This is a genomic window from Luteimonas composti (assembly GCF_042678665.1).
GTDB lineage: Bacteria > Pseudomonadota > Gammaproteobacteria > Xanthomonadales > Xanthomonadaceae > Luteimonas > Luteimonas composti.
Genome location: NZ_JBHTKU010000001.1, coordinates 319,692 through 345,388, shown reverse-complemented (window position 1 = coordinate 345,388; position 25,697 = coordinate 319,692). Strand labels below are relative to the sequence as shown.

Annotated in this window: 25 protein-coding genes; 7 read left to right on the top strand and 18 right to left on the bottom strand. The window is 71.4% G+C overall.

Features of this window, described 5'->3' with window-relative positions; genetic code table 11:
* Positions 1–518: 518 nt before the first annotated feature.
* Entirely contained in the window at positions 519–2,174 is a 1,656-nt protein-coding gene (locus ACFQ2D_RS01590; protein WP_280941851.1) for a hypothetical protein, read from the bottom strand.
* Between the two features lie 15 nt (positions 2,175–2,189).
* Positions 2,190–2,783, bottom strand: a complete 594-nt coding sequence (locus tag ACFQ2D_RS01585; RefSeq protein ID WP_280941850.1) for an NfuA family Fe-S biogenesis protein — start codon at positions 2,781–2,783, stop codon at positions 2,190–2,192.
* Between the two features lie 125 nt (positions 2,784–2,908).
* Here ACFQ2D_RS01585 and ACFQ2D_RS01580 point away from each other — a divergent pair, with 125 nt between their 5' ends.
* Positions 2,909–3,250: a 4a-hydroxytetrahydrobiopterin dehydratase gene (locus tag ACFQ2D_RS01580; protein WP_280941849.1), complete on the top strand. Its 342-nt coding sequence runs from the start codon at positions 2,909–2,911 to the stop codon at positions 3,248–3,250.
* A gap of 12 nt (positions 3,251–3,262) precedes the next feature.
* Here ACFQ2D_RS01580 and ACFQ2D_RS01575 read toward each other — a convergent pair whose 3' ends face one another.
* The 12 genes from ACFQ2D_RS01575 to ACFQ2D_RS01520 form a co-directional block, all read right to left on the bottom strand.
* The gene (locus tag ACFQ2D_RS01575) at positions 3,263–4,516 is read right to left on the bottom strand and encodes a glutamate-5-semialdehyde dehydrogenase (RefSeq protein WP_280941848.1); all 1,254 of its coding nucleotides are present in this window, start codon (positions 4,514–4,516) and stop codon (positions 3,263–3,265) included.
* A gap of 92 nt (positions 4,517–4,608) precedes the next feature.
* Positions 4,609–5,748 carry a glutamate 5-kinase gene (proB, locus tag ACFQ2D_RS01570; protein WP_280941847.1) on the bottom strand — a complete coding sequence of 380 codons (1,140 nt, stop codon included), beginning with the start codon at positions 5,746–5,748 and terminating at the stop codon, positions 4,609–4,611.
* Between the two features lie 4 nt (positions 5,749–5,752).
* Positions 5,753–5,986 (bottom strand): YciI family protein, encoded by a 234-nt coding sequence (locus tag ACFQ2D_RS01565; protein ID WP_280942051.1) that lies wholly within the window; start codon positions 5,984–5,986, stop codon positions 5,753–5,755.
* A gap of 32 nt (positions 5,987–6,018) precedes the next feature.
* Positions 6,019–7,311, bottom strand: a complete 1,293-nt coding sequence (argH, locus tag ACFQ2D_RS01560; protein WP_280941846.1) for an argininosuccinate lyase — start codon at positions 7,309–7,311, stop codon at positions 6,019–6,021.
* Complete coding sequence (gene argC / locus ACFQ2D_RS01555; protein WP_280941845.1) at positions 7,304–8,278, bottom strand: N-acetyl-gamma-glutamyl-phosphate reductase; 975 nt, start codon at positions 8,276–8,278, stop codon at positions 7,304–7,306. The genes argH and argC overlap by 8 nt, the downstream gene beginning before the upstream one ends.
* Positions 8,275–8,886 carry a GNAT family N-acetyltransferase gene (locus tag ACFQ2D_RS01550; protein ID WP_280941844.1) on the bottom strand — a complete coding sequence of 204 codons (612 nt, stop codon included), beginning with the start codon at positions 8,884–8,886 and terminating at the stop codon, positions 8,275–8,277. Before ACFQ2D_RS01550 ends, argC begins: the two co-directional genes overlap by 4 nt.
* Before the next feature lies 1 nt (position 8,887).
* Positions 8,888–10,210, bottom strand: a complete 1,323-nt coding sequence (locus ACFQ2D_RS01545) for an acetylglutamate kinase (protein WP_280941843.1) — start codon at positions 10,208–10,210, stop codon at positions 8,888–8,890.
* A complete protein-coding gene (locus ACFQ2D_RS01540) occupies positions 10,207–11,301 on the bottom strand; it encodes an acetylornithine deacetylase (RefSeq protein ID WP_280941842.1) in 1,095 nt (364 codons plus the stop codon). The genes ACFQ2D_RS01545 and ACFQ2D_RS01540 overlap by 4 nt, the downstream gene beginning before the upstream one ends.
* Before the next feature lie 9 nt (positions 11,302–11,310).
* Entirely contained in the window at positions 11,311–11,778 is a 468-nt protein-coding gene (locus ACFQ2D_RS01535) for a GNAT family N-acetyltransferase (RefSeq protein WP_280941841.1), read from the bottom strand.
* A gap of 2 nt (positions 11,779–11,780) precedes the next feature.
* Complete coding sequence (locus ACFQ2D_RS01530; protein ID WP_280941840.1) at positions 11,781–12,983, bottom strand: argininosuccinate synthase; 1,203 nt, start codon at positions 12,981–12,983, stop codon at positions 11,781–11,783.
* Between the two features lie 193 nt (positions 12,984–13,176).
* The gene (locus ACFQ2D_RS01525; protein WP_280941839.1) at positions 13,177–14,181 is read right to left on the bottom strand and encodes an N-acetylornithine carbamoyltransferase; all 1,005 of its coding nucleotides are present in this window, start codon (positions 14,179–14,181) and stop codon (positions 13,177–13,179) included.
* Between the two features lie 255 nt (positions 14,182–14,436).
* Positions 14,437–14,931, bottom strand: a complete 495-nt coding sequence (locus ACFQ2D_RS01520) for a hypothetical protein (protein WP_280942050.1) — start codon at positions 14,929–14,931, stop codon at positions 14,437–14,439.
* A gap of 165 nt (positions 14,932–15,096) precedes the next feature.
* Between ACFQ2D_RS01520 and cysS the strand changes: the two genes are divergently transcribed.
* The 3 genes from cysS to ACFQ2D_RS01505 all read left to right on the top strand — a co-directional run bounded on the left by cysS (position 15,097) and on the right by ACFQ2D_RS01505 (position 18,317).
* Positions 15,097–16,473: a cysteine--tRNA ligase gene (gene cysS / locus ACFQ2D_RS01515; protein WP_280941838.1), complete on the top strand. Its 1,377-nt coding sequence runs from the start codon at positions 15,097–15,099 to the stop codon at positions 16,471–16,473.
* 153 nt (positions 16,474–16,626) lie between these two features.
* Positions 16,627–17,067, top strand: a complete 441-nt coding sequence (locus tag ACFQ2D_RS01510; protein ID WP_280941837.1) for a SufE family protein — start codon at positions 16,627–16,629, stop codon at positions 17,065–17,067.
* Positions 17,068–17,138: 71 nt separating this feature from the next.
* Positions 17,139–18,317, top strand: a complete 1,179-nt coding sequence (locus ACFQ2D_RS01505; protein ID WP_386795542.1) for an MFS transporter — start codon at positions 17,139–17,141, stop codon at positions 18,315–18,317.
* 58 nt (positions 18,318–18,375) lie between these two features.
* On the opposite strand, the gene dksA is transcribed toward ACFQ2D_RS01505, so the two are convergent.
* Positions 18,376–19,353, bottom strand: coding sequence for an RNA polymerase-binding protein DksA (gene dksA, locus ACFQ2D_RS01500; RefSeq protein ID WP_280941836.1), 978 nt, complete (start codon positions 19,351–19,353; stop codon positions 18,376–18,378).
* Positions 19,354–19,510: 157 nt separating this feature from the next.
* On the opposite strand from dksA, the gene yidD reads away from it, so the two are divergent.
* Genes yidD through ACFQ2D_RS01485 form a run of 3 tightly spaced genes read left to right on the top strand, consistent with a single transcriptional unit; the run spans position 19,511 to position 21,861 of the window.
* Positions 19,511–19,687: a membrane protein insertion efficiency factor YidD gene (yidD, locus tag ACFQ2D_RS01495; protein ID WP_280942048.1), complete on the top strand. Its 177-nt coding sequence runs from the start codon at positions 19,511–19,513 to the stop codon at positions 19,685–19,687.
* The gene (locus ACFQ2D_RS01490; RefSeq protein WP_280941835.1) at positions 19,688–21,034 is read left to right on the top strand and encodes a dihydroorotase; all 1,347 of its coding nucleotides are present in this window, start codon (positions 19,688–19,690) and stop codon (positions 21,032–21,034) included.
* A complete protein-coding gene (locus tag ACFQ2D_RS01485; protein WP_280941834.1) occupies positions 21,034–21,861 on the top strand; it encodes a M23 family metallopeptidase in 828 nt (275 codons plus the stop codon). The genes ACFQ2D_RS01490 and ACFQ2D_RS01485 overlap by 1 nt, the downstream gene beginning before the upstream one ends.
* A gap of 184 nt (positions 21,862–22,045) precedes the next feature.
* On the opposite strand, the gene ACFQ2D_RS01480 is transcribed toward ACFQ2D_RS01485, so the two are convergent.
* From ACFQ2D_RS01480 to folE2, 3 genes are all read right to left on the bottom strand, one after another.
* Complete coding sequence (locus tag ACFQ2D_RS01480) at positions 22,046–22,993, bottom strand: hypothetical protein (protein WP_280941833.1); 948 nt, start codon at positions 22,991–22,993, stop codon at positions 22,046–22,048.
* 16 nt (positions 22,994–23,009) lie between these two features.
* The gene (locus ACFQ2D_RS01475) at positions 23,010–24,647 is read right to left on the bottom strand and encodes a sensor domain-containing diguanylate cyclase (protein WP_280941832.1); all 1,638 of its coding nucleotides are present in this window, start codon (positions 24,645–24,647) and stop codon (positions 23,010–23,012) included.
* A gap of 89 nt (positions 24,648–24,736) precedes the next feature.
* The gene (folE2, locus tag ACFQ2D_RS01470; RefSeq protein WP_280941831.1) at positions 24,737–25,654 is read right to left on the bottom strand and encodes a GTP cyclohydrolase FolE2; all 918 of its coding nucleotides are present in this window, start codon (positions 25,652–25,654) and stop codon (positions 24,737–24,739) included.
* Positions 25,655–25,697 lie beyond the last annotated feature (43 nt).

Sequence of the window (25,697 nt, the reverse complement as noted above, 5' to 3'; positions counted from 1 at the left end):
CCACGGGGAGGGTGTCGCCTGACGTCGAGGCGACCGGTCGCCCCCACCCCGGCCCTCCCCCGCCTTGCGGGGGAGGGAGCGAAGCGGGGCAGTCGGTCCCGGCGCGCCGAGTACGCCTGGCGGCCCGGCGCATCTGGACCGGACACTGCCCTATGCGCTCCGCAACCCTGGGCTCTGCAATCCCTCCGCTCTCCAATCCGTTCCTCTGCGCTTTGCGCTCCGCAACCCTGCGCTCTCAACCCTGCGCTCTCAACCTTGCGCTCTGCGACCCTGCGCTCTGCGCTCTGCGCTCTGCGCTCCGCAGCTCTGCAGCTCTGCAGCTCTGAACTCTGCGCCTGCAGTTCCGCGCTCGCCTATCGCCCGACTCCTTCCCCCCCGCTCGCGGGCGAAGGCCGGGATGGGGCGCGTGCCGCGCCGCTGGAGTCCCTGTCACGGAGACGGGACGGTCGCCCCACCCGTTACTTGCCGGCGCCACGGCAGCGAACCGCCAGCGGCGGGCCCGCCGAGTCCGCACGGAGTCAACCGCCCGGCGGTCGCAGGCTGTCCTGGTCTTCCTGCAGCTCGCGCTTGAACGGCACGTCCGGCGGCTTGCGCGCGTCGGCCTCCACGTCGAGCATGTTCGGATCGTTGATGCCGCAGGCACCGCCGAGCATCAGCATCGCCACCGTGCACTTGATGCGCTTGCCGGTGCCGGGAATCGGGATCAGCACCTCCTTGATGCTGCGCCTGACCCATTCCTCGAGCAGGTTCTCGTGAGGAACCCAGAAGCGGTCGAAAGCGGTGGGCTGGTAGCCCACCGGAGGCCGCTTGAGCCAGGTGCCCATGCGGTCGATCTTTTCGTAGTCCTCGGTGATCGTGCCCGGCGGCAGGCCGCCGCCGACGGCCCCGGTGTTGCCGGCCAGGCGCGGGCTGCCGTCGGCGTTGAACAGCCCCGACGAACTGCCGGCCTGTCCCCCTGGTACGTTGCGGCTCGAATCGCCCCAGTCGTCGCCGCGGCGCGGCGATGGCAGCGCGCCCGGCGGCGCCTGCGGCGCGGCGCCCGAACCGGCGCTCGACGCCGTGGTGGAGGCGCCCTGCCCGGCCTCGCGCGTGCCGCCGGCCGTGGTCGCGCCGGCCGAGGCCTGTCCACTGGCGGACGCGTCCGGGGCGGCGCCGTCGCGATCGGACGCCGCGTCCGCGCTGGCGGCACCCTGCGCCGGCGCGCGCAGTTCGATGTCGCGCTGGGCGATGGCCGGACCCTCGCGGCGCAGCTCGGGCGCGGGCTGCGCGGACTGGGGCGCACGCAGCGCCACCTCGGGCACGGGCGCCGGCAGCGCGCGTTCGACGACCTCGACGTCGCGCTGGCGGACGTCCGGCACGTTGATGTCGCGCTGCTCCAGCGGCTGCAGGGGCGGCGGCACCGCTTCCAGCGGCACTTCGACCACGCGCAGTTCCGGCGTCGGCGCGCTCAGCTCGGGCGTTGGAGCGGGCGGCGTGGGCAGCGGATCGATGCTCGGCGGCACCAGCACGAAGTCGCTGTCGGGTTCCCGGGTTTCGGTGACCTCGAGCGGCTGCTCGGCCACCGGCGGCGGCGGCGCCTCGGGCGGGGCCTCGCTCTCGGCCACCGATGGAGGCGGTGGCGGCGGAGCGGCCTGCGGCGCGCTCGCGGCGGGCGCAGGGGCCGCGGCCGGGGCGGCCGCCACCTGCGGCTGCGGCTCCTCGGCCGCCTGTGCGCCACCGCCCTCCTCCTGCGGCGTGCCCTCGCCGATGAACTCCACCTGGGTGATGTCCTCGCCCAGGCGCTCGGCTTCCTCGCCGCCGGGGGGATTGGCGACCATCAGCAGGACCATCAGTTGCAGCCAGAGCACGTGCAGCAGCAGCGACAGCGACATCGAGGCCACGCGGGTGCGGCGGTCGGGCACCGGTTGCTCGCGCCAGTCGTAGCGCCACAGCCGCAGGAAGGCCTGCAGTCCGTTGAGCTTGCGGTAACCGCGCGGGTACACGACCTCGCGCGACAGCAGCACCGCGACGACCGCATCGACCGCGCGCGCGCTTCGCCGGGGCTGCGCGGGATCTTCCTGGAACCATTCCTTCCAACCAGGCGGGAACTCCCCGGCCGGCCGCGGCGGCCGGATCGAGCGTCCCTTGCGCAGACGGCGCTGGATCGCCTCGAGCAGTTCGCTGGAAGAGAACACCCGCGGCGCGATCCGTCAGTCGGCGCCGCGCGGCATGTACGGTGCCGTGCCGGTATCGTGGTCGGTGGCGTCGCGCACCGCGGTGATGCCCGGCACCTTGTCCATCAGGGTGCGCTCGATGCCGTTCTTGAGCGTCACGTCGACCATGCCGCAGCCATGGCAGCCACCGCCGAAGCGCAGCACCACCACGCCGTCGGCGGTGACCTCCTGCAGCGAAACGTGGCCGCGATGCGAGGCGAGCTGCGGATTGATCTCCGATTCGATCAGCCAGCGCACCTGCTCGACCATCGATGCCGATTCCGGCGGCGCCTGCCCCTTGATCCTGGGCGCGCGGATCTGCAGCTGGCCGCCGGTGGCCCGGGTCTCGTAGTCGATCCGGGCGCCGTCGAGGAAGGGCGCGCTGTCGGCGTCGAGCCACAGGGTGAAGCCTTCGCAGTCGATCGCCCACTCGTCGCCGTGCAGGTCGCCCGGCTCCGCGAACTCGAGCTGCACGTCCGCGCGCGGCGTGCCCGGATGCACGGCCGCCAGCCGCACCCCGAGGCCGGGCACCGCCTCGCGTTCGATGAGCCTGCGGAAATGCGTCTGTGCGGTGTCGGTGATCTCGATCATGGCCTTGCCTGTCTTTGCACGTATTCTAGGACAGCCCCGCGCCCCGCCCGTTCATCGCGCCGCGGAACCGGCCCCGCGAAACACGGTCCGTTCATTCCCGCGCCGCCCGTCCAGGAGATCCCGCCATGTCGGACCTCGTTCCGCTCGTCCAGGCCCACTGTATCCCGCGCCGCGGCATCGGGCACCGCCTCGGCGAGGCCCGCCTGCGCGAACTGCTGCCGCAGGTGCCGGGCTGGGAGCTGGCCGAGGAGGGTCGCGCCCTGACCCGGACCTTCCGCTTCGAGGACTACTACCGGACCATGGCCTTCGTGAATGCGCTGGCCCACGTGGCGCACCGCGAGGACCACCACCCCGACCTCGGCGTGCACTACGACCGCTGCGTGGTGCGTTTCTCCACCCACGACGTCGGCGGCCTGAGCGAGAACGACTTCATCTGCGCGGCCAAGGCCGACGCCCTGGCCGGCTGAGCGCGCCGCGGCTCAGCCGTGGATGTTGCGGGTCTGGCCCTCGCCGCGCACCACGAAGCGCTCGATGGTGAGGGCCTCCAGGCCCATCGGCCCGTAGGCGTGCAGGCGCGTGGTGGAGATGCCGATCTCCGCGCCCAGCCCGAGTTCGCCGCCGTCGCTGAAGCGCGATGAAGCGTTGACCATCACCACCGCCGAGCGCAGCGCCGCCACGAATCGGCCGGCCGCGTCCGGGTCGCGGGTGGCGATCACCTCGGTGTGGTCCGAGCCATGGCGGCGGATGTGGGCGATCGCCTCGTCCAGCGAACCGACCACGCGCAGGTTGAGCGCGAGGTCCAGGTGTTCGGTGTCGTAATCGTCCTCGCCGGCCGCCGCCACGCCTTCGCACAGGGCGCGCGAGGCCTCGTCGCCGCGCAACGCCACGCCGCGGGCGTGCAGTGTCTCCACGGCCCGGGGCAGGAAGCTCGCGGCCACCGCTGCATGCACCAGCAGCGTTTCCAGCGAGTTGCAGGCGCTGGGCCGAGAGACCTTGCCGTCGACCAGCAGGCGCAGCGCCAGGCCTTCGTCGACATCCGCATCGACATACAGATGGCACACGCCCTTGTAGTGCTTGATCACCGGTACGCGCGCGTGCTCGGCCACGAATCGGATCAGGCCCTCGCCGCCGCGCGGAATCGCCAGGTCGACGACGTCGTTGAGCTGCAGCAGTTCGACCATGGCCTCGCGGCGCAGGTCCGACACCACCGTGAGCGCGGCCGAGGGCACGCCCGCGGCCTCCAGCGCACCGTGCAGGCTGGCGGCGATGGCAGTGTTGGAGCGGATCGCCTCGCTGCCGCCACGCAGGATCACGCCGTTGCCGGCCTTCAGGCACAGCGCGGCGGCATCGGCGGTGACGTTGGGGCGCGCCTCGTAGATCATCGCGATCACGCCCAGCGGCATGCGCACGCGCTCGACCGTGATGCCGTTGGGGCGCACGTCGCGACGCGTGAGCTGGCCGACCGGATCGGGCAGCGCGGCGACCTCGCGCAACGCGGCGGCAATGCCGGCGACGCGACCGGCGTCGAGCCGCAGACGGTCGAGCATCGCCTCGCCCACGCCCTTCTCCGTCGCGGCGGCCATGTCGCTCGCGTTGGCCGCGAGGATCGCGTCGACGTCGCGCTCCAGCGCGTCGGCCATGGCGCGCAGCATGGCGTCCTTGGCGTCCGTGGACAGCGCGGCCACCGCGCGGGCGGCGTCGCGGCACTGCAGGGCAAGGGTGCGGATGGACATCGGGATCGGCATTCGGGGGAGCACCCGCATGGTAAGCGAGCATGCGGCGCGCCGGCGCGACGGTTGCGGCGGCAACCGCACCAGCGCATCCGCTAGACCAGCATCAGGTCGTCGCGATGGATCACCGTGCCGCCGTAGCTGTAGCCGAGCACGGATTCGATCTCGCGCGAATGGCGGCGGGCGATGCGGCGGATGTCGGCGGCCGAGTACTGGCTGACACCGCGCGCCACGCGCTCGCTGCCGTCCTCGCCGCGCAGCAGCACCTCGACCATGTCGCCACGGCGGAAGTCGCCCTCGGCGGTGATCACGCCACCGGGCAGCAGCGAGGCGCCCTTCTCGACCAGGGCGTTGGCCGCGCCCTCGTCGATGACGATGCCGCCGGGCTCGGCCGGCGCGTTCTGCAGCCAGTGCTTGCGCACCGCCACCCGGCTGCGCAGCGCATGGATGCGGGTGCCGCGCAGGGCGTCGCGCGCCAGGTCCGCGAGCACGTCGGCGCGGGTGCCGTTGAACAACACGGTCGACACGCCCGCCGCCGAGGCGCGCTGCGCGGCCTCGAGCTTGGTGCGCATGCCGCCGGTGCCGACCGCACTGCCCGATCCGCCGGCCGCGGCCATCAGCGCCGGCGTCATCTGCGACACCACCTCCACCGGCTGCGCGTCGGGATTGCGGCGCGGGTCGGCGTCGTAGAGTCCGTCGATATCGGTGGCGATGAACAGCACGTCGGCGTCGACCAGGGCCGCGACGATGGCGGCCAGGTTGTCGTTGTCGCCCAGCTTGAGCTCGTCCACCGAGACGGTGTCGTTCTCGTTCACCACCGGCACGGCGCGGTGGCGCAGCAGGGCCGACAGCGTGGCGCGGGCGTTGAGGTAGCGGCGCCGGTTGCGCAGGTCGTCGTGGGTCAGCAGCACCTGCGCGACCTGGCGGTCGAGCAGCCCCTGCCAGAAGCCGATCAGCCGTGCCTGGCCGAGCGCGGCCAGCGCCTGGCGCTCGGCCATCTCGGCGCCGTCGTGCGGCTGCTCGCGCATGATGGCGCGCCCGGCCGCGACCGCGCCCGAGGACACCACCACCACCTGCCGGCCCGCCGCATGGCAGGCGTTGACGAAGCCGGCGATCGCCTGCGCATGGTCGGTGGACAGCCCGCCGCCGTTGGCCGCCAGCAGGCTGCTGCCCACCTTGAGCACGGCGCGCCGCCAGGGCGGCAGGCGCTGCTCGGAGAAGGCGGAGGGGCTCATGGGTTCAGCGCGCCAGCCAGGCGTGGACGACGATGTCGGACGCGCCGTGCAGCGCCAGCGGATCGCGGGCGACGATCGCCTCGGCCTCGGCCAGGTTGGCGATGCCGCGCAGCAGATAGGCCCCGCCGCTGCGGTCGGCGAAGCCGCCGTTGAGCTCCAGCAGTCCCTGCGCGCGCAGCTCGTCGAGGAAGGCGAGATGCGGCGCGACCAGCGCCTCGTCGAAGCCGGGGCGACGCATCAGCACGACGAGATAGCGCGGCGCCGGCGCGTTCACAGCGCCTCCCAGCGACGCTGCAGCGCGTCCAGGCGCAGGTCGGCCGCGGCGCCCGGCGAGGTGCGCGCCACGAGGCTGCCCTCGGGCGTGCGGCCCTGGCCGGCGCTGTCGGCGCCCGCGGCCGCGGCCCTGTAGGCATCGCGGAACGGCACGCCGGCGATCGCGGCCTCGACCGCCACGTCGGTGGCGTACATGCCCGAGTCGATCGCCGCGCGCAGCCGGTCCTCGCGCCACTCGAGGTTGGCCAGCAGCGCCGGCAGCAGCTCCAGCGCGGCCAGGCCGCGGCCGAAGCCGTGGAAGATCGCACCCTTGGAGGACTGCAGGTCGCGCTGGTAGCCGGACGGCAGCGACAGCAGCTGCTCGATCTCGGTGCGCGCCGCGGCGACGCTGGCGTGGGTGGCGCGCATCAGCTCGATCACGTCCGGGTTGCGCTTGTTCGGCATGATCGAACTGCCGGTGGTGTACTGCGCCGGCAGCGAGACGAAGCCGAACTCGGCGGTGGTGTACAGCGACAGGTCCCAGGCCAGGCGGCGCAGGTCCAGGGTCGCGCTGCCGAGCGCTTCCAGCGCGGCCAGCTCGAACTTGCCGCGCGACAGCTGCGCATAGACAGGGCTGACCTGCATGCGGCCGAAGCCCAGCGCGGCGGTGGTGTGCTCGCGGTCCAGCGTCAGGTTCACGCCGTAGCCGGCGGCGGTCCCCAGCGGGTTGCAGTCCACCAGCGCCAGCGTGTCGGCGGCGCGGATGGCATCGTCGATGAAGGCCTCGGCCCAGCCGGCCCACCACATGCCCGCCGAGGACACCACGGCGCGCTGGATGTGGGTGTAGCCCGGGATCGGCAGGTCCCGCTCGGCGGCGGCGCGGTCGAGCGCGATCTTCGCGGTCTCGCGCGAGAGCTGCGCGACGCGGGCCAGCTTCTCCTTCAGCCACAGCCGGGTCGCGACCAGGATCTGGTCGTTGCGGCTGCGGCCGGTGTGGATCTTGCGCCCGGCATCGCCCAGGCGTTCGGTCAGGCGCGCCTCGATCGCCGAATGGCAGTCCTCGTAGCGCTCGTCGAGCACGAAGGCGCCGCTTCGGAAATCGTCGGCGAGGCGCGACAGTTCGCGCTTGAGACCCTCGAGCTCATCGCCCGACAGGATGCCGATGCGCTGCAGGCCCTCGGCATGCGCCGTGCTGGCGGCGATGTCGTGCAGGAAGAACTCGCGGTCCAGGATCACGTCGTCGCCGGCGAGGAAGCGCTGGATCTGCGCATCCACCGCGACGCCGGGTTTCTGCCACAGCAGTTCAGCCATGGACACTCTCCTTGAAGGCCGGAATCGAGGCCAGTTCGGGCAGCCCCAGCGCGATGTTGACGTTCTGCATGGCCTGGGTGGCCGCGCCCTTGAGCAGGTTGTCGATGGTGGCCACCACCACCAGGCGCTTGCCGCCCGGCGCGACGGTAAAACCGCCGATGTCCACGCCGTGGCGGCCGGCGATGCGGCTGACCCAGGGTGCCTGCCCGACCACCCGCACCAGCGGCTCGCCGGCGTAGCGCTGTTCGTAGCGCGCCTGCACCCAGTCGGCCTTGACCGGCTCGCGCAGCCACAGGTTCACGGTCATGGTGATGCCACGGAAATGCGGCGCCACGTGCGGCATGAATTCCACCGGCACGCCCAGGTGCGCGGACACCTCGCGCTCGTGCATGTGGTCGACCAGCGCATAGGGCATCAGGTTGTCGCGCAGCAGCTCGACATTGTTCTTGTCCGAGGGCGTGGTGCCGGCGCCGGAATAGCCGGACACGCCGAAACACTGCGGGGGACCGGCAAGGTATTCCAGCATCGGCCAGATCGCCAGCTGCATCGCGGTGGCGTAGCAGCCGGGGTTGCTGATGCGCTTCTGGCCCTGGTAGTTGCCGCGGGTCATCTCCGGCAGTCCGTAGTACCAGGCCGGGTCGAAGCGGTAGTCGGCCGACAGGTCCACCACCAGGGTCCGGGGCCCGGACGCATCGATCGCCTCGACGAAGGGCGCGCACTTGCCGTTGGGCAGCGCCATTACCACCACGTCGGCGCCCTTGGCCGCGACCGCCGCCGGGTCCAGGCTCTCGAAGCGCAGGTCGCCCCGGTAGGCGTCGCCGTGGTCGGCCACGCGCTGGCCGGCCAGTTCGCGCGAGGAGACGAAGGCCAGCTCCAGGTCCGGATGACCGGCAACCAGGCGGATCAGTTCGGCGCCGGTGTGACCGCGCGCGCCGACGATGCCGATCGAGTACGTCTTGTTGCTCATGCGTGGGCATCCAGTCTGGCCCGGAGGTGGTTGCGCACCACTGGCCATTCGCTGTCGAGGATGGAGAACGCGACCGTGTCGCGCAGGGTGCCGTCGGCGTGTCGCTTGTGGCTGCGCAGCACGCCGTCCTGCTTCGCGCCGAGCCGGGCGATGGCAGCGCGCGAGGCGTGGTTGAACCACGAGGTCTCGAAACCGACGCAGGCGCAGCCCATCGCTTCGAAGGCGTGGCGCAGCAGCATCAGCTTGCACTCGGTGTTCGCACCGCTGCGCTGGACCCGTGGCGCGTACCAGGTGTAGCCGATGAGGAGCCTCGGCACCTCGGGATCCAGGCCGTAGAAACGGGTGCTTCCCACCACCGTGCCTGCGGCGTCACGGACCACGAATGGCAGCACCCTGCCCTCGGCCTGCGCCTGGAGCGCGGCGTCCACGTAGCCCGCCACGTCGTTCGGCGCCGGCACGCTGGTGTACCACAGGCGGTCCAGCCCGCTGCCCTCCACCGCCACGCGCAGGCCGTCCACATGCTCGCGCGCCAGCGGCTCGAGCACGGCGTGGCGGCCGGCCAGCCGCGGGACCGTGGACCAGGGCGAAGTCGTGGCGTGCGCGTCCATCTCAGCCCTCCAGCGTCGGCGGCCGCGTCGCGCAGTGCGCCACGCAACGCTCGATCTCGGAGAAGCCGTCCAGGCCATACCAGAACACCTTCCACTTCTCCTGCTTGAGGCAGCCGTCGGACTCGGCGTAGTAGAAGATGTTGACCTGGTTGTTGTGGCGCGAACGCCAGAACAGCTGCGGCGTCTCCTCGCGCATCACGTTCCAGACCGCGCGGCCGAGGCCCTCGCCCTGGGCGTCGTCGAGCACGGCGAACTTGTCGAGGTAGACCATTCCGTCGCCGTCCACCAGGATCACCGCCGCGCGGTAGTTCTCGCTGACGTAGGCGCGCAGCAGCGGCGTGCGCTCGAAGTAATCCGGCACCAGGGTCCTGCCGAAGCTGGATTCGATCAGCCCGCGCAGGCGCGCCAGGTCGAAATCCTCCCAGCGCGTCCCGCGCACCACCTTCTCGCCGCGGCGCACCAGGGTGCCGGAACCCTTGTGGGTGAACAGCTCCTTGGCCAGGTCGGCCGGGCGGGTGATCGAGACCGAGGACTCCAGCGGCAGGTGGTCGAGCAGGTCCTTGATCTGCTCGATCTTCACCTTCATGCCGCCATTGATCCACGGCTGCTGCATCAGGTGCTCGTACTCGCTGGTGAGGTTGATCGAGTCGATCACCTTGCCCTCGGCATCGAGCAGGCCGCCGGTGCCGGTCAGGAAGATGATCTTGTAGGGCTGCAGCTCGCGCACCAGCTCGTTGGCGGCGAAGTCGGCGTTGATGTTGAGGATCTGGCCCCCGGGGGTCTCGCCCAGGCTGGCGATCACCGGGATCGAGGTCGCCTGCAGGCTGGCCTCGATCGGGGCCAGGTTGACCCGCTTCACCTCCCCGACCAGGCCATAGGTCTCGCGGTCGAGGTAGTCGGCCTCGAACACGCCACCGGTGATCGAGGTGGCGCGCACGCCGCTGCGCTGCAGCGCCTCGACCAGGGCCAGGTTGGAGACCTGGAACACGCGGCGCACGATCGCCAGCGCTTCGGGCGAGGTCACGCGCAGGCCGTTGACCGTCTGCTTCCCGATGCCCGCCGCCGCGAGCTCGGCGTCGAGCTGCGGGCCGGCGCCGTGCAGCACGATCGGGGTCAGGCCGACTTCCTGCAGGAAGGCCAGCGACGAAGTCAGCGCCTCGAGGTCGTCGCGCAGCACCGCGCCGCCAACCTTCACCACCGCGAAGCGCTTGGCGTCGATCTGCGAGAAGCGCTTGAGGTACTGGCTGATCTCCTTCGCGCTGGCCATGCTGGAAAGCAGGCGCACGATGGTCTGCCGGGTCTGCCGGTTGGCTTCGATGTTCATTGGTCGAGTATGTCGCGGACGATGCCGCCGTAGCGTTGCAGTTGGTCGAGCGAGACCCACTCGTCGGCGGTGTGGGCCTGGGCGATGTCGCCGGGGCCGAACACCAGTGCGGTCATGCCGGCGGCCGAGAACAGGGAGGCCTCGGTCCAGAAGTCCACCGCGTTGCCGACCGGCAGGCCGAGTTCGTCGGCCAGGTCGCGCGCGGCAAGGCGCCGCTCCTCGGCGCTGGCGACGTCGCCGGCGGGCAGCGACGGGCCGCGGAACGTCTCCTCGTAGGATTCCAGGCCTTCGGGCGCGGCGAAGCCACGGAAGGCCGTGTGCAGCTGGTCGATGTCGTGCGAGGGCAGCGGCCGGAAACCGAAGCGCACCTCGGCGGCGGGCGCGATCACGTTGGCCTTGATCCCGCCTTCGACCCGGCCGATGTTGAAGCGCAGGCCGGTGAGTCCGCCGAATCGGCGATGCGATTCCAGGCCGACGAAATCCAGCGCCCGGCTGCTCCAGCGCACCGCGTGGTGCACCGCGCTGGCCTCCAGCGCACCGGCGCCCGATGCGTGGCCGGCACGGCCGCGGAAGGCCATGCGCACCGCGCTGATGCCGCGGTGGGCCAGGACGGCCTCGCAGCCGGTCGGCTCGGCCACCACCACCTGGCCGAAGCCGTGGTCGCGGTCGAGGAAGGCGGCGATGCAGCGCGCGTCGTTGGCCTCCTCGTCGCTGGTGAACAGGAACGCGGCATCGCCCTGCGTGACCTGGGCCGCGGCGATCAGGCCCGCGGCCGCACCCTTGATGTCGCAGGCGCCCAGGCCGGTCGCGCGCCCGTCGGCGACGCGCAGCACGTGCGGATCGGCGCTCCAGTGCGGCGACGAGGGCACCGTGTCCAGGTGCACGTTGAACAGGCGCGTCGGCGTGCCGCGCACGGCCAGCAGCGACACCGCGCCGGCGCCGTGGTCGACCACTTCGACGCGGAAGCCGGGCAGCTGCCCGCGCACGTAGTCGAAGATGCCACCGGTGGTGATCTCGCGCGGCGGATTGCGGGTGTCGAAAGACACCAGCTTTTCGAGGTGCGCGAGGATGGAGGGAAGCAGGTCGGTCATCGGATCGTGTCAGTGGGCCGCCGCAGCAACCTGGTAGATGTCGGGTTGCAGGATTTCCATCAACGTCTGCGGCTGCGCTGGCGCGGCGAAGCCGTACTTCGCATACAGGCCATGGGCGTCGCTGGTCGCCAGCATGATGCGCCGCAGGCCCTGCAGTTGCGGATGGGCCATCGCCGCGTCCATCAGTTGTCTGGATAATCCGTGCCCGCGATGGTCCGGCAGCACGAACACGTCGGCCAGGTAGGCGAACGTCGCGCCATCGGTCACGGCACGCGCGAAGGCCACCTGTCCGGCGCCTTCAAGGTACCCGCCGAAGCACAGCGAACCGGCGATCGCACGTTCGACCGTGGCGCGCGGGATGCCCCGGCACCAGTACGCCTCCTGCGAGAGATGGCGATGGATCATCTCCACGTCCAGTTCCTCGCGGCGGCTGCTGATGCGCAGGCGCTCGCCCGCGCTGCCGGCCCGGGTGTCCATGCTCAGCGGTTGACCTCGGCCCACAGCGTGCTGCTCATGCCGAACAGCTTGATGAAGCCCTCGGCCTCCTCGACGCCCCAGTCGGCGGACTGCGCGTAGGTGGCGCCCTTGGAATGCAGCAGGTGCGGCGACTTCACCGCCACCGCGTCGACGCGGCCGCCGCGGGTCTCGAGCACCACTTCGCCGTCGACCATCGCCTGCGACGAGGCCAGGAACGCCTCCAGGTCGGTCTTGAGCGGGTCGTGGAAAAAGCCCTCGTACACCAGCTCCACCCACTTGCGCGCCACCTCGGGCTTGAATCGGTTCTGCTGCTTGGACAGCACCGCCTCCTCCAGCGCGCGGTGGGCGGCCAGCAGCGCCACGAGGCCGGGCGCCTCGTACACGATGCGCCCCTTGAGGCCGATCACCGTGTCGCCGGTGTACATGCCGCGCCCTACGCCGTAGGGCGCGAACAGCCTGTTGAGCTTGGCCAGGATCTGCTCGCCCGGCAGCGCCTTGCCGTCGAGCTCGACCGCCTCGCCGCGCTCGAACTTCAGGCTGACGATGAGCGGCTCGGCCGGCCAGGCGCTGCGCGGGGCGCACCAGCCGCGCGCGCCTTCGCCAGGGGCCTCCCACTGGTCGATCTCGCCACCGGACATGGTCACGCCCAGCAGGTTCTCGTTGATCGTGTAGGCCTTCTGCTTGGCGCGCACGCCGAAGCCGCGCTCCTCGAGGTAGGCCTGTTCGTAGGCGCGGGTCTGGGTGTGCTCCTTTTGGATCTCGCGGATCGGCGCCACGATGCGGTAGCTGCCCTGGGCCTTGATCGCCAGGTCGAAGCGCACCTGGTCGTTGCCCATGCCGGTGCAGCCGTGGGCGATGGCGTTGGTGCCGAGTTCAGCTGCGCGCTTGAGCGCCGCGTCGACGATCAGGTATCGGTCCGAGACCAGCAGCGGGTACTGGCCCTGGTAGCCCTCGCCCGCCCACACGAAGGGCTTGACGAAACCGTCCCAGATCGCCGGGCCGCCGTCCACGGTGACGTGGCTGGACACGCCCAGCTCGGCGGCGCGCTTCTCGATGAAGGCGCGCTCGTCGGCGTCCACGCCGCCGGTGTCGGCGAACACCGTGTGCACGCTCCAGCCGCGCTCCTGCAGGTAGGGCACGCAGAAGCTGGTGTCGAGCCCGCCGGAAAAGGCGAGGACGATGTCTCTGGATTCGGTGGCGCTCATGGTCGTGTTCTCGGTAGTGATCCCCTCCCCGCTTGCAGAGGAGGGTCGGTGTGGGGGTGGTCGGCGGGCGGACCTGCCGGAGACCGGCCGGGTGCCCATGTTCTGGTTTTTCCTGCCTTCCCTGGCCGGGTCCGGGGCGGTCGGCCCGGGCAACGGCGTTGCCTGGCGCGTGCCGCCAATGGATCGGCGGCGCCTACTGCCGCGCCAGCGCGGCCATCACCGCCTTCTGCACGTGCAGGCGGTTCTCCGCCTCCTCGATGGCGATGCAGTTGGGCGAATCCATCACCGCGTCGCTGGCCTTGACGTTGCGGCGCAGCGGCAGGCAGTGGCTGAACACGCCGTTGTTGGTCAGCGCCATCTTGGCCTCGTCGACCATGAAGTGCTTGAACCGGTCGCGGATCGGCTTCTCCGGCTCCCAGTTGCCGAAGTACGGCAGCGCGCCCCAGCTCTTGGCGTAGACCACGTCGGCGCCGGCGTAGGCGCTGTCGATGTCGTGGCTGACCTGGAACGAGCCGCCGCTCTCGGCGACGTTCTGCCGCGCCCAGCCCATGTAGCGATCGTCGAGCACGTACTCGGGGGTCGGGCACAGCAGGGTCACGTCCATGCCCAGGCGGGTGGCGATGGTCAGGGCCGAATTGGCCACGGCGGTGTTGAGCGGCTTGGGGTGGTAGGTCCAGGTCAGCACGTACTTCTTCCCGCGCAGGTCGGGCGTGCCGAAGTGCTCCTGCAGCGCCAGGGCGTGGGCCAGCTCCTGGCAGGGATGGGTGATCGTCTCCATGTTGATCACCGGCACCGTCGAGTACTTCGCGAAGGCCTTGAGCACGTGGTCCTCGCGGTCATAGCTCCAGTCCTTGAACTTCGGGAAGGCGCGCACGCCGATCAGGTCGACGTAGCGGGCCAGCACCCGCGCGACTTCCGCGATGTGCTCCTCGGTGTCGCCGTCCATCACCGTGCCCAGGTCGAACTCGATCGGCCACGCGTCCTTGCCCGGCTGCAGCACGATGGCGTGGCCGCCGAGCTGGAAGGCGCCCAGCTCGAAGCTGGTGCGGGTGCGCATGGAGGGATTGAAGAACACCAGCGCGATCGACCGGCCCCTGAGCTCGTCGCCGATGCGGTTGCGCTTGTACAGCGCGGCCTGCGTGAGCAGCGCATCGAGGTCGGCGCGGCTCCAGTCCTGGGTATTCAGGAAATGCTTCATCGGCGGCATCCAGTGGAGTAGATCATCGGGTTTGGCGGTGCAGAAACGAAAAAACCCAGCCTGCGGGCTGGGTTTCGGCATGACGGAGACAACGTCCGGTCGACCCAGCTCAGGTGCAGGAATCCGGTCGGCGCGCACGCGAGGTCATCCCGGCCGCCATGCGGGCGGAGGTCAGGATGTCGGCGTGGGCAGGGGCGTTTTTCACCGCGCGAATGGTCGCACGGGCGGCCGGTGCGCTGCAACAGAAAGCTGCACTCAGGGAGTTTCGCCGGCAACCACCGGAGTCACCGAGACCCGCACCTGGACCCGGTTGCCCGGGTCGGCCGGCAACCGCGAGCGGTACTTCACGCCGCGGTGCACGTAGTCCACGTCGTAGCCGATCGGGCGCCGGAACTCGCGTTCGATCGGCACCATGCGACACTCGCCGCCGGCCGAAGGCGCCACTTCCTCGACCTTGGGATCGGGGGTCAGCGCGCCACGGACCGCACCGATGACCCGGGCGAAGCCGGTCTTCTCCTCCGCGTCCTCCACCGGGGTCGAGGCTTCGCAGCGCTCGACCATGCTGGTGGCGCGCAGGGTCTGGTAGACCGGCTCGGCACGCAGCACCTGGGCGTACTCCATGCGCACGTTCTCCTGCGCCCGGGACGCCGGCGCATCGCCCTGCTGCGCCAGGGCCGGCACGGCCAGGCACAGCAGCAGCGCGCCGGGGAGGCGGCGGCGGGCACGGGAGAAAGTTTCCAGGCGGACCATCGACACCAGTGTAGGCCGCAAGGCGGGCGATGGGCTGAACCCGCGCCGCACGGAGCGCTCCGCGGTGCGCCCGGCCATGCGCGCCCGCGCCGGCGCCCGGGCCTCCGCGGTATGCGCTGGCGCGCGTACGCTCTAGAATCGCCTGCTTTCGCCCGCCGCGTGCCGATGTCCCTGCGCCTGTACAACAGCCTGACCCGCCAGGTCGAAGCCTTCGCGCCGCTCGACCCTGCCTGCCCGACCATGTACCTGTGCGGGCCCACGGTCTACAACTACGTGCATATCGGCAATGCGCGCGGGCCGGTGGTGTTCGGCGTGCTGGCGGCCCTGCTCCGCCGCCGGCACGGCGCCCTGCGCTACGCGCGCAACATCACCGACGTCGACGACAAGATCAACGCCGCCGCGCGCGAGCAGGGCGTGCCGATCGCGACGATCACCGACCGATTCGCCGCCGCCTACCGCGAGGACATGGCCGCGCTGGGCGTGGAAGGCGCCTACGCGCCCGACCTCGAGCCGGCCGCGACCGCGCACATCGCGCAGATGATCGAGATGATCCAGCGCCTGGTCGAGGCCGGGCACGCCTACGCCGCCGAGGGCCACGTGCTGTTCGCGGTCGACACCTTCCCCGGCTATGGCAGGCTGTCGCGCCGCGATCCGGACGACATGCTCGCCGGCGCGCGCGTGGAAGTGGCGCCGTACAAGCGCAATCCGGGCGACTTCGTGCTGTGGAAGCCATCGGACGAGACGCTGCCCGGCTGGGACTCGCCCTGGGGCCGCGGCCGACCGGGCTGGCACATCGAATGCTCGGCAATGGCGGCCACCCACCTGGGCGAGACCATCGACATCCACGCCGGCGGCGTCGACCTGCAGTTCCCGCACCACGAGAACGAGGTGGCGCAGAGCGAGTGCGCGCACGGCGGACGCGTGTTCGCCCGCACCTGGCTGCACAACGGCATGCTGACGCTGTCGGGCGCGAAGATGTCCAAGTCCGTCGGCAATATCGAGAAGGTGCACGACCTGGTCCGCCAGCATCCGCCCGAGGCGCTGCGCTACGCGCTGCTGTCGGCGCACTACCGCCAGCCGCTGGACTGGTCGGACGGGTTGATCGAACAGAGCGTGCGCACGCTCGACCGGCTGTACGGCACGCTGCGCGACCTCGCCGACGTGGAGGCCACGGCCGCCATCCCGGCGGGCGTGGACCTGGCGCTCGACGACGACCTCAACACGCCCGCGGCGCTGGCCGAACTGGCCCGCATCGCCGCCGAGGCGCGCAAGGCGCAAGGCCAGGCCGACCGCGCGCGCCTGAAGGCCGAGCTGCTCGGCGCGGGCCTTGCGCTGGGGCTGCTCCAGCAGGATCCGCAAGCGTGGTTCGCGCGCGGCGCCTCCGGCGAGGACGATGCACGCATCCAGGCCCTGGTCGACGAACGTGCGGCGGCCAAGAAGTCGCGGGATTTCGCCCGCGCCGACGCGATCCGCGACCAGCTCGCGGCCGAGGGCATCCTGCTCGAGGACACGCCGCAGGGCGCGCGCTGGAAGCGTGCCTGAAGCCCGCACGCATCGTCTTCGCACGTGCTGCCCCATCCTGCGTCCAGCGATGGCATCGGCAGGCCGCAGGCCCGGCCAGGCCGCTGCCGGAGCTTCCCACGCGACCGCCCCCACCCCTCCCGGCCCGCCGGCAGGCGCCCAGACAGGACCCCAGTGAACGACACGCCCTTCCCGCTCGAACCCACCGCCGCCGAGGCCCAGGCCGCGATCCGCGAGGAATTCGCCTTCTTCGGCGACTGGTCCGAGCGCTACCAGTACCTGATCGACCTGGGCCGCAAGCTGCCTGCGTTCCCGGATGAACTGCGCATCGAGGAGCACCGCCTGCTCGGCTGCCAGTCGATGGTGTGGATCGTCCCGTCGGGCGATGCCTCGCGCCTGGATTTCGCGGCCGCCAGCGATTCGGCCATCGTCTCGGGCCTGATCTTCCTGGCGCTGCGCGTGTACTCCGGGCGCAGCGCGCGCGAGATCATCGACACCGACGCGAGCTACATCGCCGACATCGGCCTGGCCAGGCACCTGTCGCCCACCCGCAGCAACGGGCTGGCCTCGCTGCTGGCCTTCATCCGCGAGACCGCGCAGCGCGCGCTGGGGTGACACCGCGCCCGGCCACCGCGTTTGCCGACAGCCGCGCGGCGCCGCTGCGCAACCGCGAGTTCAGGCGGCTGATGGCGTTCCGGATCTTCACGATCCTGTCCTACCAGATGGTCGCGGTGACGGTGGGCTGGCACGTCTACGAACTCACCCGCGATCCGTGGATGCTAGGCCTGATCGGCCTGGCCGAGGTGCTGCCGTACTTCTGCGTGGCGCCGTTCGCAGGTTACCTGGTCGACATCCTGCCGCGCCGCAGGCTGGGTGCGCTGGCAGCCTGCGCACTGGCGATCACGCCGCTGCTCCTGGCCACCATCGCCAGCGGCTGGTGGACGCCGGGCGGCACCCTGGCGATCTACGGGGCCATTGCCCTGACCGGCTGCGTACGCGCCTTCCTCGGGCCGGTCTACAACGCGCTGTTCGCGCGGGTGCTGCCGCGCGAACAGTACGTGCGCGGTGCCAGCCTGGGCAGCATCGTGTACCAGTCGGCGCTGGTGAGCGGGCCGGCGGTCGGCGGCTTCCTGATCGGCTGGGCCGGCAAGCCGGCGTCTTACGCGGTCGCCGCGGTGTTCGCCGCCTGCGCGGCGGTGGCGATGCTGCGCCTGCGGGTGAGCGAACCGGCGCCGCAGCTGCAGCGCGCGCCGATCTTCGCCAGCATCGCCGAGGGTGCGCGCTTCGTGTTCGGCCACCAGGTGCTGCTGGGCGCGCTGGCGCTGGACATGTTCGCGGTGATGTTCGGCGGGGCGATCTCGCTGGCGCCCGCCTTCATCCAGGAGATCCTCGATTACGGACCCGAGGGCCTCGGCATCCTGCGCGCCGCGCCCGCGCTGGGCGCGGTGGCGATGGGAGTCTGGCTGGCGCGGCACCCGATGGACCGCAACGCCGGCCGCGTGCTGCTGCTGGCGGTGGCCGGCTTCGGGCTGTGCATGATCGGGTTCGGGCTGTCCGCGAGTTTCTGGCTCTCGGCCTTCTTCCTGCTGCTGTCGGGCCTGTGCGACGGCGTGTCGGTGGTGATGCGCTCGACCATCATGCAGCTGGCCACGCCCGACCACATGCGCGGACGGGTGTCGTCGATCAACGGCCTGTTCGTCGGTTCCTCCAACGAGATCGGCGCGTTCTACGCCGGCTCGATGGCACGGGTGCTGGGGCTGGTGCCGGCCGTGGTGCTCGGCGGCTGCGTCACCATGGGCGTGGCCGCCGTCACCGCCTGGCGCGCGCCCAGGCTGCGCGGGCTGCACCTGGGCCAGCTCCGCTAGCGGCGCCTGCGCGGACAGAAAAAACCCCGCCGGAGCGGGGTTTTTTCTTTAGAAAGCTTCAGTCGCCCATCTGCTTCTGCAGGTGCTCCCAGCGCTCCTGCGCGTCGATGGTGCGTTCGGCCTGCGGGCGCGCCTCGAGGCGATCGAGGCCGATCTCCTCGCCGGTATCGACGCAGTAGCCGTAATCGCCCTCGTCGACGCGGCGGATGATGCTCTCGATCTTGTTGATCAGCTTGCGGTAGCGGTCGCGGGTGCGCAGCTCCAGGGCGTTCTCGGTCTCGCGGCTGGCGCGCTCGGCCTCGTCGCCGACGTCGCGCACTTCGTCCTTGAGGTTCTCGATGGTCTGGCGCGATTCCTCGACCAGTTCCTCGCGGCGCGCGAGCAGCTTCTGGCGGAAGTACTCCAGCTGCAGCGGATTCATGTACTCCTCGTCCGCGTCCGGCTTGTAGCCCGGGGGCAGGATCGGGCGGCCGGACTCCGGATCGGTCTCGTAGGGCACGACCTTCACCTTGGCCTTGGGCGCGGGGGCCGAGGAGCGCGTGGTGACGGCCACCGCCACCTTGCCCTGCACGCGCGGGCCATTGCTGACGCGGGCCGGCGAGGCCTTGGCGGGCTGCTGCGCGGCGGGCGCGGGCGCCTTGGCCTTCTTCGTTTCCGCCTTGGTGGCCGGCGCCGCGGCCTTGGCTTCAGCCTTCTTCGGCGCGGGCGCGGGCTTGGCGGGCGCGGTCTTCACCGCAGGCGCCGCAGCCTTCTTGGCGACCGGCTTGGCGGCCTTCTTCCCCGGTGCAGGGGCCGCCTTGGCAGCAGGCTTCTTCGCGGGTGCGGGCTTGGCGGCCTTGGCCGGAGCGGCCTTCTTCGCCGCGACCTTCTTGGCCGGCGCCTTCTTCGCCACCGCCTTCTTGGCGGCGGGCTTGGCCACCGCCTTCTTCGCCGACGCCTTCTTCACCGCCTTGGCGGCGGGCTTGGCCTTGCTGGCGCTGGTCTTGGCCGTTTTCGCGGGCTTCACGGGCTTCTTCGCCGACTTCTTGACTGCCACTTGATGCGATCCCTCTGGATTCCCTTGGACGGGAAAAGCGGGGTGTTATACCCTGCCCCGGCGGCAGCGGCAACCGCGCCGGAGTTTTCCACCCCACGCCGTGATCGAACGCCTGCTCATCGCCCTGCTGCGCGGCTACAAGCGCTTCATCAGCCCCATGCTTGGCCCGCGCTGCCGCTTCGCGCCGACCTGCTCGGAGTACGCGATGGAGGCGATCGGGCGCTTCGGCGCGCTGCGCGGCGGCTGGCTGGCCGCCCGGCGGATCGCCCGCTGCCACCCATTCCACCCCGGCGGCCTCGATCCGGTGCCGCCCAAGACCCATGGAAACGGCTGAATGTCCGACACCCTGATCGTCAACGCCCGCCTGGTCAACGAGGGCCGGGAGTTCGACGGCGACCTGCGCATCGCGGGCGACCGCATCGCTGAAATCGGCAGCGGCCTGTCCGCGCGCGCCGGCGAGACCGTGGTCGACGCCGCCGGCCGCCGCCTGCTGCCGGGCATGATCGACGACCAGGTGCACTTCCGCGAGCCGGGGCTGGAGCACAAGGCCGACATCGCCAGCGAATCGGCCGCGGCCGTGGCCGGCGGCCTGACCAGCTTCATGGACATGCCCAACACCAGCCCGCCGACGCTGACCGGCGAGGCGCTGGAGGACAAGTACGCGCGCGCCGCGGGCCGGGCCCGCGCCAACTACGGTTTCTATTTCGGGGCCAGCAACGACAACCTCGAGGCGGTGCGGGGGATCGATCCGAAGGCCACCCCCGGCCTGAAGGTGTTCATGGGCGCCTCGACCGGCAACATGCTGGTCGACGACCCCGAGACGCTGGACGCGATCTTCCGCGACACCCCGGTGCCGATCATCACCCACTGCGAGGACACGCCGACCATCGACGCGATCCTGGCCGGGTACCGGGCGAAGTACGGCGACGACATCCCCGCCGCCTGCCATCCCGACATCCGCTCGCGCGAGGCCTGCATCAAGTCCACGCGCCTGGCGCTGGAGCTGGCGCGCCGCCACGACACCCGCCTGCACGTGCTGCACATCTCCACCGCCGACGAGCTGGCGCTGTTCGAACGCGGCCCGATGATCCGCGCCGACGGCAGCCGCAAGCGCATCACCGCCGAAACCTGCATCCACTTCCTGCGCTTCGACCGCGCCGACTACGCGCGCCTGGGCCACCAGATCAAGTGCAATCCGGCGATCAAGGACGCCTCCGACCGCGCGGCGCTGCTGGCCGCGCTGGCCGACGACGTGATCGACGTGCTGGCCACCGACCACGCGCCGCATACCTGGGAGGAGAAGCAGCAGCCCTACGTGCGCGCGCCCAGCGGCCTGCCGCTGGTGCAGTTCGCCCTGGTCGCGGCGCTCGAATGCGTGCACGAGGGGCATTTCGACACCGCGCGGGTGGTGCAGAAGTTCGCCCACGCCCCGGCGCAGCTGTTCGACGTGAAGGAGCGCGGCTTCCTGCGCGAGGGCTACTACGCCGACCTGGTGCTGGTCGAGGACACGCCCTTCACCGTGCGCCGCGAGCAGGTGCTGTCCAAGTGCGGCTGGTCGCCCTTCGAGGGCACCACCTTCCGTTCGCGCATCGCCTCGACCTGGGTCAACGGCATGTTGGCCTGGAATGGAGAGGCGCTGGAAGGGACCGCGCAGGGCCGCCGCCTGGAATTCGCCCGCTGATGCGCCGCCTGTCGTGGTGCCTGGCCGCGCTGCTGTGCGCGGCGGGCCTGGCGGTGGCGCAGGCGCCGAGCGACAGCCGCGTGGTGTTTCCGCCGCGCGTGCAGCAGGGCGCGATGGTGATCGGCAAGGTGCCGCCGGGGAGCGTGGTGGAGTACGCGGGGCGCCGGCTGCGCACCACCGGCTACGGCAGCGTGGTGTTTGGCGTCGGTCGCGACGAACGCGGTCCGCTGCAGGTGCAGGTGACCCGCCCCGACGGCAGCCGCGAACGCGCCAGCATCGTCGTGGACGCGCGCGACTGGCCGGTGCAGCGCGTCAACGGGGTGCCGCCCAGGACGGTGGACCCGCCGCCCGCGATCGCCGAACGCATCCGCCGCGAACAGGCCCGCGTGGCCGAGGCGCGGGTGCGCGACGATGCGCGCGCCGATTTCGCCAGACCGTTCCTGCGTCCGGTCGAAGGCCGGATCAGCGGGCGCTTCGGCCGCGCCCGCGTCTACAACGGAAAGGCCGGCGCGCCGCACTCGGGCATGGACATCGCCGCGCCCGCCGGCACGCCGGTGCGCGCGCCTGCGGCGGGGATCGTCACCTTCGCCGACCCGGACCTCTATCTCACCGGCGGCACCCTGCTGATCGACCACGGCCACGGCATCAGCAGCAACTTCCTGCATCTGTCGCGTATCGACGTGCAGGTCGGCGACCGGGTCGAACAGGGCCAGGCGATCGCCGCGGTGGGTTCGACGGGCCGGTCGACCGGGCCGCACCTGCACTGGGGGATGAGCTGGTTCGACGTCCGGATCGATCCGCAGCTGGTGCTCGAACGCGGCAACTGACCGCTTTGCCCCGACGCTGTTCCGCAGGTGCGTCGCTGGCGACGCGTTCCATCGGAACGGGGCTGAGGCAGCGGCTGGCACCTTGTTCGAGCGCGGAACGGACCGTCCGCCGGGGATTGCGCCGATGCACGGAGCGAAGCGATGCACTGGTCCCCGACGAATCCGGGACGAACGTCGGGAGCGCCTAGCCAGCCGTCCTGCCGACGCGCTGCATCAGCCGTCCCAGCAGCGACAGGCTCGGCGAGGCTGCGAGGTCCTGCGGCGACACCAGGCGCGGATTGGGGTTGGGCACCACGGTGTCGTCCCCATCAGGCACGACCGCTTCGCCGGCTGCTGCGACGGCCGCCAGCCCGGCCTGGCCGAGCACCCTCTGCCGGGCCGACTCCAGTTCTTCATCGGCGATCTCGGGCACAACGTCGGTCTGGGCGTGCAGCGCATCCAGTTCGCCGCTGCGCAGGGCGTTGAGCCGCAGCCTGGCCGGCTGCAGGCGCGCCTGGCCTTCGGGATGGAGCAGCGGCCACATCTCGTCGAACAGGGCCTTCCAGTCGATGTCGGGGAACGGCGCGGTGCCGCGCGGCCCCACCACGATCACCGGCGCCAGTCGGCCCTCCGGCGCCGCCGCGCACTCGGCATAGGCGCGGTAGACCACCTCGCTGCAGACCATGCGACCGGTGTCCTGCGGCAGGGCATGGTCGAGCGCCACGCGCACCAGCAGGCGTCCCCAGGGATGCTCGGGCCACTTGCCGCGCACGGCCATGATCGCGCCGAACAGCGCGAGCTGGTCGATCGGGTACGGCGTGCCGAGCAGGGCGACCGCCTTCGCCAGGACGGCGGCGCCGTCGGCCGGATCGAGCGGACCCTGCGGCGCGTGCATCCGCATCGCGTCGATGTAGTGGTAGTTGGCCTGGTCGGCCAGGCGCGTGGCGAGCGGATAGCGGCGCACGCCGGCGGTCGCGGCCTCGATCAGGTCGCCCCCGTCCGCCACCAGCGCGGCATGGCTGTAGGGTCCGTCGCTGGCCCAGGCGATCAGCTCCGACAAGGGGCCCTCGCCCAGCATCAGCAGGACGTCGCCGGTCCGCAGGTCGTCGGCGGGCAGCAGGGGCGCGGTGGCGGGATCGGCTGGCGTGTCCATGGCGGGTCCTTGTCGGTCAGGTGGTCCAGAGCCCTTCGGGTGGAGCGGCCGCGGTCGCACGGTCGCGACCGGCCGACTTGCTGGCGTACAGCGCGGTATCGGCGCGCTCGAACAGGCTCGACATCGATTCGCCCGGACCCAGTTCGGCAACGCCGATGCTCAGGGTGACCGGGATGCTGGCGTCGGGCATCGACAGCGGCCGGCAGTTCACCGAGACGCGCATGCGTTCGGCGATCCGCCCGGCCGAGCGGGCATCGTGCCCCGGCAGCACCACCAGGAATTCGTCGCCGCCATAGCGGCCCAGCCCGTCCTGGCGACGCAGCTGGTTGCGCAGCCGCCAGGAGACGATGCGCAGGCACTGGTCGCCGATGCTGTGGCCGTGGCGGTCGTTGATTTCCTTGAACCGGTCCACGTCGACGAAGGCGATCGACAGAGGCTCGTCGCGGGCGCGGGCGCGCTCGACGGCCTGGAACAGGCGTTCCTCGATACCGTGGCGGTTGAAGGTCTTGGTGACCGGATCGATGGTGGCCTGGCGACTGGCGTGGTCGCGATCGCGGCGCAGCTGCAGCAGCTTGTCCGACAGGCCCAGCGCCAGCAGCAGGCTGGCGAGCGCGAACGCGCCGGCCAGCCCCTGGCCGAGCCAGCTGGGCCCGTCCCACAGCCCCATCATGTGCGCCGCGGCCAGCACGCAGAACACCATCAGCGCGCTCCAGGAGACCAGCACCACGCGCGCCGCGCGCTCGCCGCGCAGCGCCAGCCAGCCGCTGGCCAGCAGCAGCACCAGCGCCGAGTACAGCAGCGCGAGGTTGCCGACCCTGGCCGGCAGCGGCCCGCTGCCCAGCGAGAGCATCACGCCGAGCACGGCGATCGCGGTGCCCGCGTGCAGCAGCCGGTCGAACAGCGGCGACTTGCGCCGCAGGTCGAGGTAGCTGCCCTGGAACAGGTTGCTGAACATCACGCCCAGGCAGGCGATGATGCGGTTGGCCTGCGGGCCGCTGCCGAACAGCGTTTCGGCCCCCGGCATCCAGCGCAGGTCGCCGCTGATCGACGCGAGGTAGCCGATGGCGCAGACCAGCATCGCGCTGAAATAGCCGTAGCTGCGCTCGCCGGTCCCGCCCCAGAACGCCAGCCCCAGGACCGCCAGGACCGCCAGGCAGGTCAGGACCAGGCTGCGCCAGGCCATGAATACCATGTCCTCGCGATGGACCTGGTCGAGCGGTTCCACCGACAGCGGCGAGGCCATGGTCGAGCGGTACTCCACCCGCAGCCAGACCGCCTGTCCCGCGGGAATGCCCCCGGGCAGCGCGATCACCAGCGCGCGATGCGAATAGCGGTCGTCGGCGTGTTCGCCGTAGAGCGAATGCCGGGTTGGCGCCCGCGCGCCCGGCGGCCAGGCCTCGACCCGGTACAGGAACGGCGAGCGCATCACCAGCTGCGGGGCGTCATCGGCCGGAACCGGCTGCCTGGCCTCGATCCGCCACCACTGCGCTTCGCGCGCGGGCTGGCGGAGCATCGGCTGCGGCTCGGGCGGCAGCAGCCGCGCATCGTGCAGGCCGGCCAGCACTTCGGCCGCTGGCGGGTCGTCGCGCAACTCGCGCACGACCAGCTCTGCCGCGGCCGCCAGCGACGGACACAGCAACAGCAGGCACAGCATCCAGCTGCGCCACCTCCGATGAAACCCCGGATCCCCCATGGCGCGATCCTAGCCCAACGCCGCGGCGAAGGGCATCGGTTTGCGCCGCTTCAGCGCCCGGAGCTGACCCGGGCCACGGCGTCGTGGGCGTGAAGACTCTCGAAATGCGAGACGGTCGCATCGAAGCGCTCGATCCGCGCATCGGCCTGCAGCGCCGCGGCAACGCGGCGGGCGGCGTCTTCGCAGAACATCAGGTTGGCGGCGTTGAGCGCGGCGAAGGCCTGCTCGTCCTCGCGCTTGACCGCGGTCTGCACCGGCGTGCCCAGCGCAGCCTCGATCGCGTCGACCAGTTCGGCCAGCGGGACCGCGTCGAACGCCGGACGCAGGCGCAGGCGGATGTCCGCGCGGCTGCGCTGAGCGTGCGGCGTGGCGGCCAGCCCGCGCGGCGAGGCCAGCCAGTCGTGCACGGTCATCGTCGTGAGCGGCGAGGAGCCCGCGAAATCCTCGGCGAAGCGCTGCGCGTTCAGCTGCCGCGACAGCGCCGCCGATGCCGGGCAGGTGCTGGAATATTCGACCGAGAACGCCAGGTCCAGCGAGAGATGCCCGTTGTCCAGCTCCGCCGCCAGCTCGACCGGATAGGTCTTCCAGCCGCTGTAGCCGCTGGCCAGGGCCGGGCGGCGCAGCAGGTGGCCGTAGCGGACCACCAGGCGCGCGCGCGAGGACAGGCCCTGCTGCGATTCGATGCAGTCCTGCAGCACCCGCCGCAGCATGGCGTGGCCGGGCGTTTCGGCCGACAGCGCGTCCTGCAGCCGCAGGTACAGGCGCGACATGTGGATGCCGCGCGCGTCGGGGTCGCGCAGGTTCACCGCCACGTCGACCGAGGCCGGCACCAGCTGCGTGCCCTGGTCGCCGGCGTCGATGCGCAGCGGCAGGGCGATGCGGTCCATGCCCACCCAGTCGAGCGCACGGGCGGCGCGGGCGGCGTCGCCGGCGACGTCGGGCAGGGTCCGGGCAGGGGTCTGGGTCACGGCAGGTCCAGCAAGGGGGAAACGCGGCATTTTACCGGTCCGG

What these genes read in the sequence shown, in the direction of transcription:
- ACFQ2D_RS01585 (WP_280941850.1), bottom strand. Translation starts at nt 2,783, where the DNA reads ATGATCGAGATCACCGACACCGCACAGACGCATTTCCGCAGGCTCATC.
- ACFQ2D_RS01580 (WP_280941849.1), top strand. Translation starts at nt 2,909, where the DNA reads ATGTCGGACCTCGTTCCGCTCGTCCAGGCCCACTGTATCCCGCGCCGC.
- ACFQ2D_RS01575 (WP_280941848.1), bottom strand. Translation starts at nt 4,516, where the DNA reads ATGTCCATCCGCACCCTTGCCCTGCAGTGCCGCGACGCCGCCCGCGCG.
- proB (WP_280941847.1), bottom strand. Translation starts at nt 5,748, where the DNA reads ATGAGCCCCTCCGCCTTCTCCGAGCAGCGCCTGCCGCCCTGGCGGCGC.
- ACFQ2D_RS01565 (WP_280942051.1), bottom strand. Translation starts at nt 5,986, where the DNA reads ATGCGTCGCCCCGGCTTCGACGAGGCGCTGGTCGCGCCGCATCTCGCC.
- argH (WP_280941846.1), bottom strand. Translation starts at nt 7,311, where the DNA reads ATGGCTGAACTGCTGTGGCAGAAACCCGGCGTCGCGGTGGATGCGCAG.
- argC (WP_280941845.1), bottom strand. Translation starts at nt 8,278, where the DNA reads ATGAGCAACAAGACGTACTCGATCGGCATCGTCGGCGCGCGCGGTCAC.
- ACFQ2D_RS01550 (WP_280941844.1), bottom strand. Translation starts at nt 8,886, where the DNA reads ATGGACGCGCACGCCACGACTTCGCCCTGGTCCACGGTCCCGCGGCTG.
- ACFQ2D_RS01545 (WP_280941843.1), bottom strand. Translation starts at nt 10,210, where the DNA reads ATGAACATCGAAGCCAACCGGCAGACCCGGCAGACCATCGTGCGCCTG.
- ACFQ2D_RS01540 (WP_280941842.1), bottom strand. Translation starts at nt 11,301, where the DNA reads ATGACCGACCTGCTTCCCTCCATCCTCGCGCACCTCGAAAAGCTGGTG.
- ACFQ2D_RS01535 (WP_280941841.1), bottom strand. Translation starts at nt 11,778, where the DNA reads ATGGACACCCGGGCCGGCAGCGCGGGCGAGCGCCTGCGCATCAGCAGC.
- ACFQ2D_RS01530 (WP_280941840.1), bottom strand. Translation starts at nt 12,983, where the DNA reads ATGAGCGCCACCGAATCCAGAGACATCGTCCTCGCCTTTTCCGGCGGG.
- ACFQ2D_RS01525 (WP_280941839.1), bottom strand. Translation starts at nt 14,181, where the DNA reads ATGAAGCATTTCCTGAATACCCAGGACTGGAGCCGCGCCGACCTCGAT.
- ACFQ2D_RS01520 (WP_280942050.1), bottom strand. Translation starts at nt 14,931, where the DNA reads ATGGTCCGCCTGGAAACTTTCTCCCGTGCCCGCCGCCGCCTCCCCGGC.
- cysS (WP_280941838.1), top strand. Translation starts at nt 15,097, where the DNA reads ATGTCCCTGCGCCTGTACAACAGCCTGACCCGCCAGGTCGAAGCCTTC.
- ACFQ2D_RS01505 (WP_386795542.1), top strand. Translation starts at nt 17,139, where the DNA reads ATGGCGTTCCGGATCTTCACGATCCTGTCCTACCAGATGGTCGCGGTG.
- yidD (WP_280942048.1), top strand. Translation starts at nt 19,511, where the DNA reads ATGCTTGGCCCGCGCTGCCGCTTCGCGCCGACCTGCTCGGAGTACGCG.
- ACFQ2D_RS01490 (WP_280941835.1), top strand. Translation starts at nt 19,688, where the DNA reads ATGTCCGACACCCTGATCGTCAACGCCCGCCTGGTCAACGAGGGCCGG.
- ACFQ2D_RS01485 (WP_280941834.1), top strand. Translation starts at nt 21,034, where the DNA reads ATGCGCCGCCTGTCGTGGTGCCTGGCCGCGCTGCTGTGCGCGGCGGGC.
- ACFQ2D_RS01480 (WP_280941833.1), bottom strand. Translation starts at nt 22,993, where the DNA reads ATGGACACGCCAGCCGATCCCGCCACCGCGCCCCTGCTGCCCGCCGAC.
- ACFQ2D_RS01475 (WP_280941832.1), bottom strand. Translation starts at nt 24,647, where the DNA reads ATGCTGTGCCTGCTGTTGCTGTGTCCGTCGCTGGCGGCCGCGGCAGAG.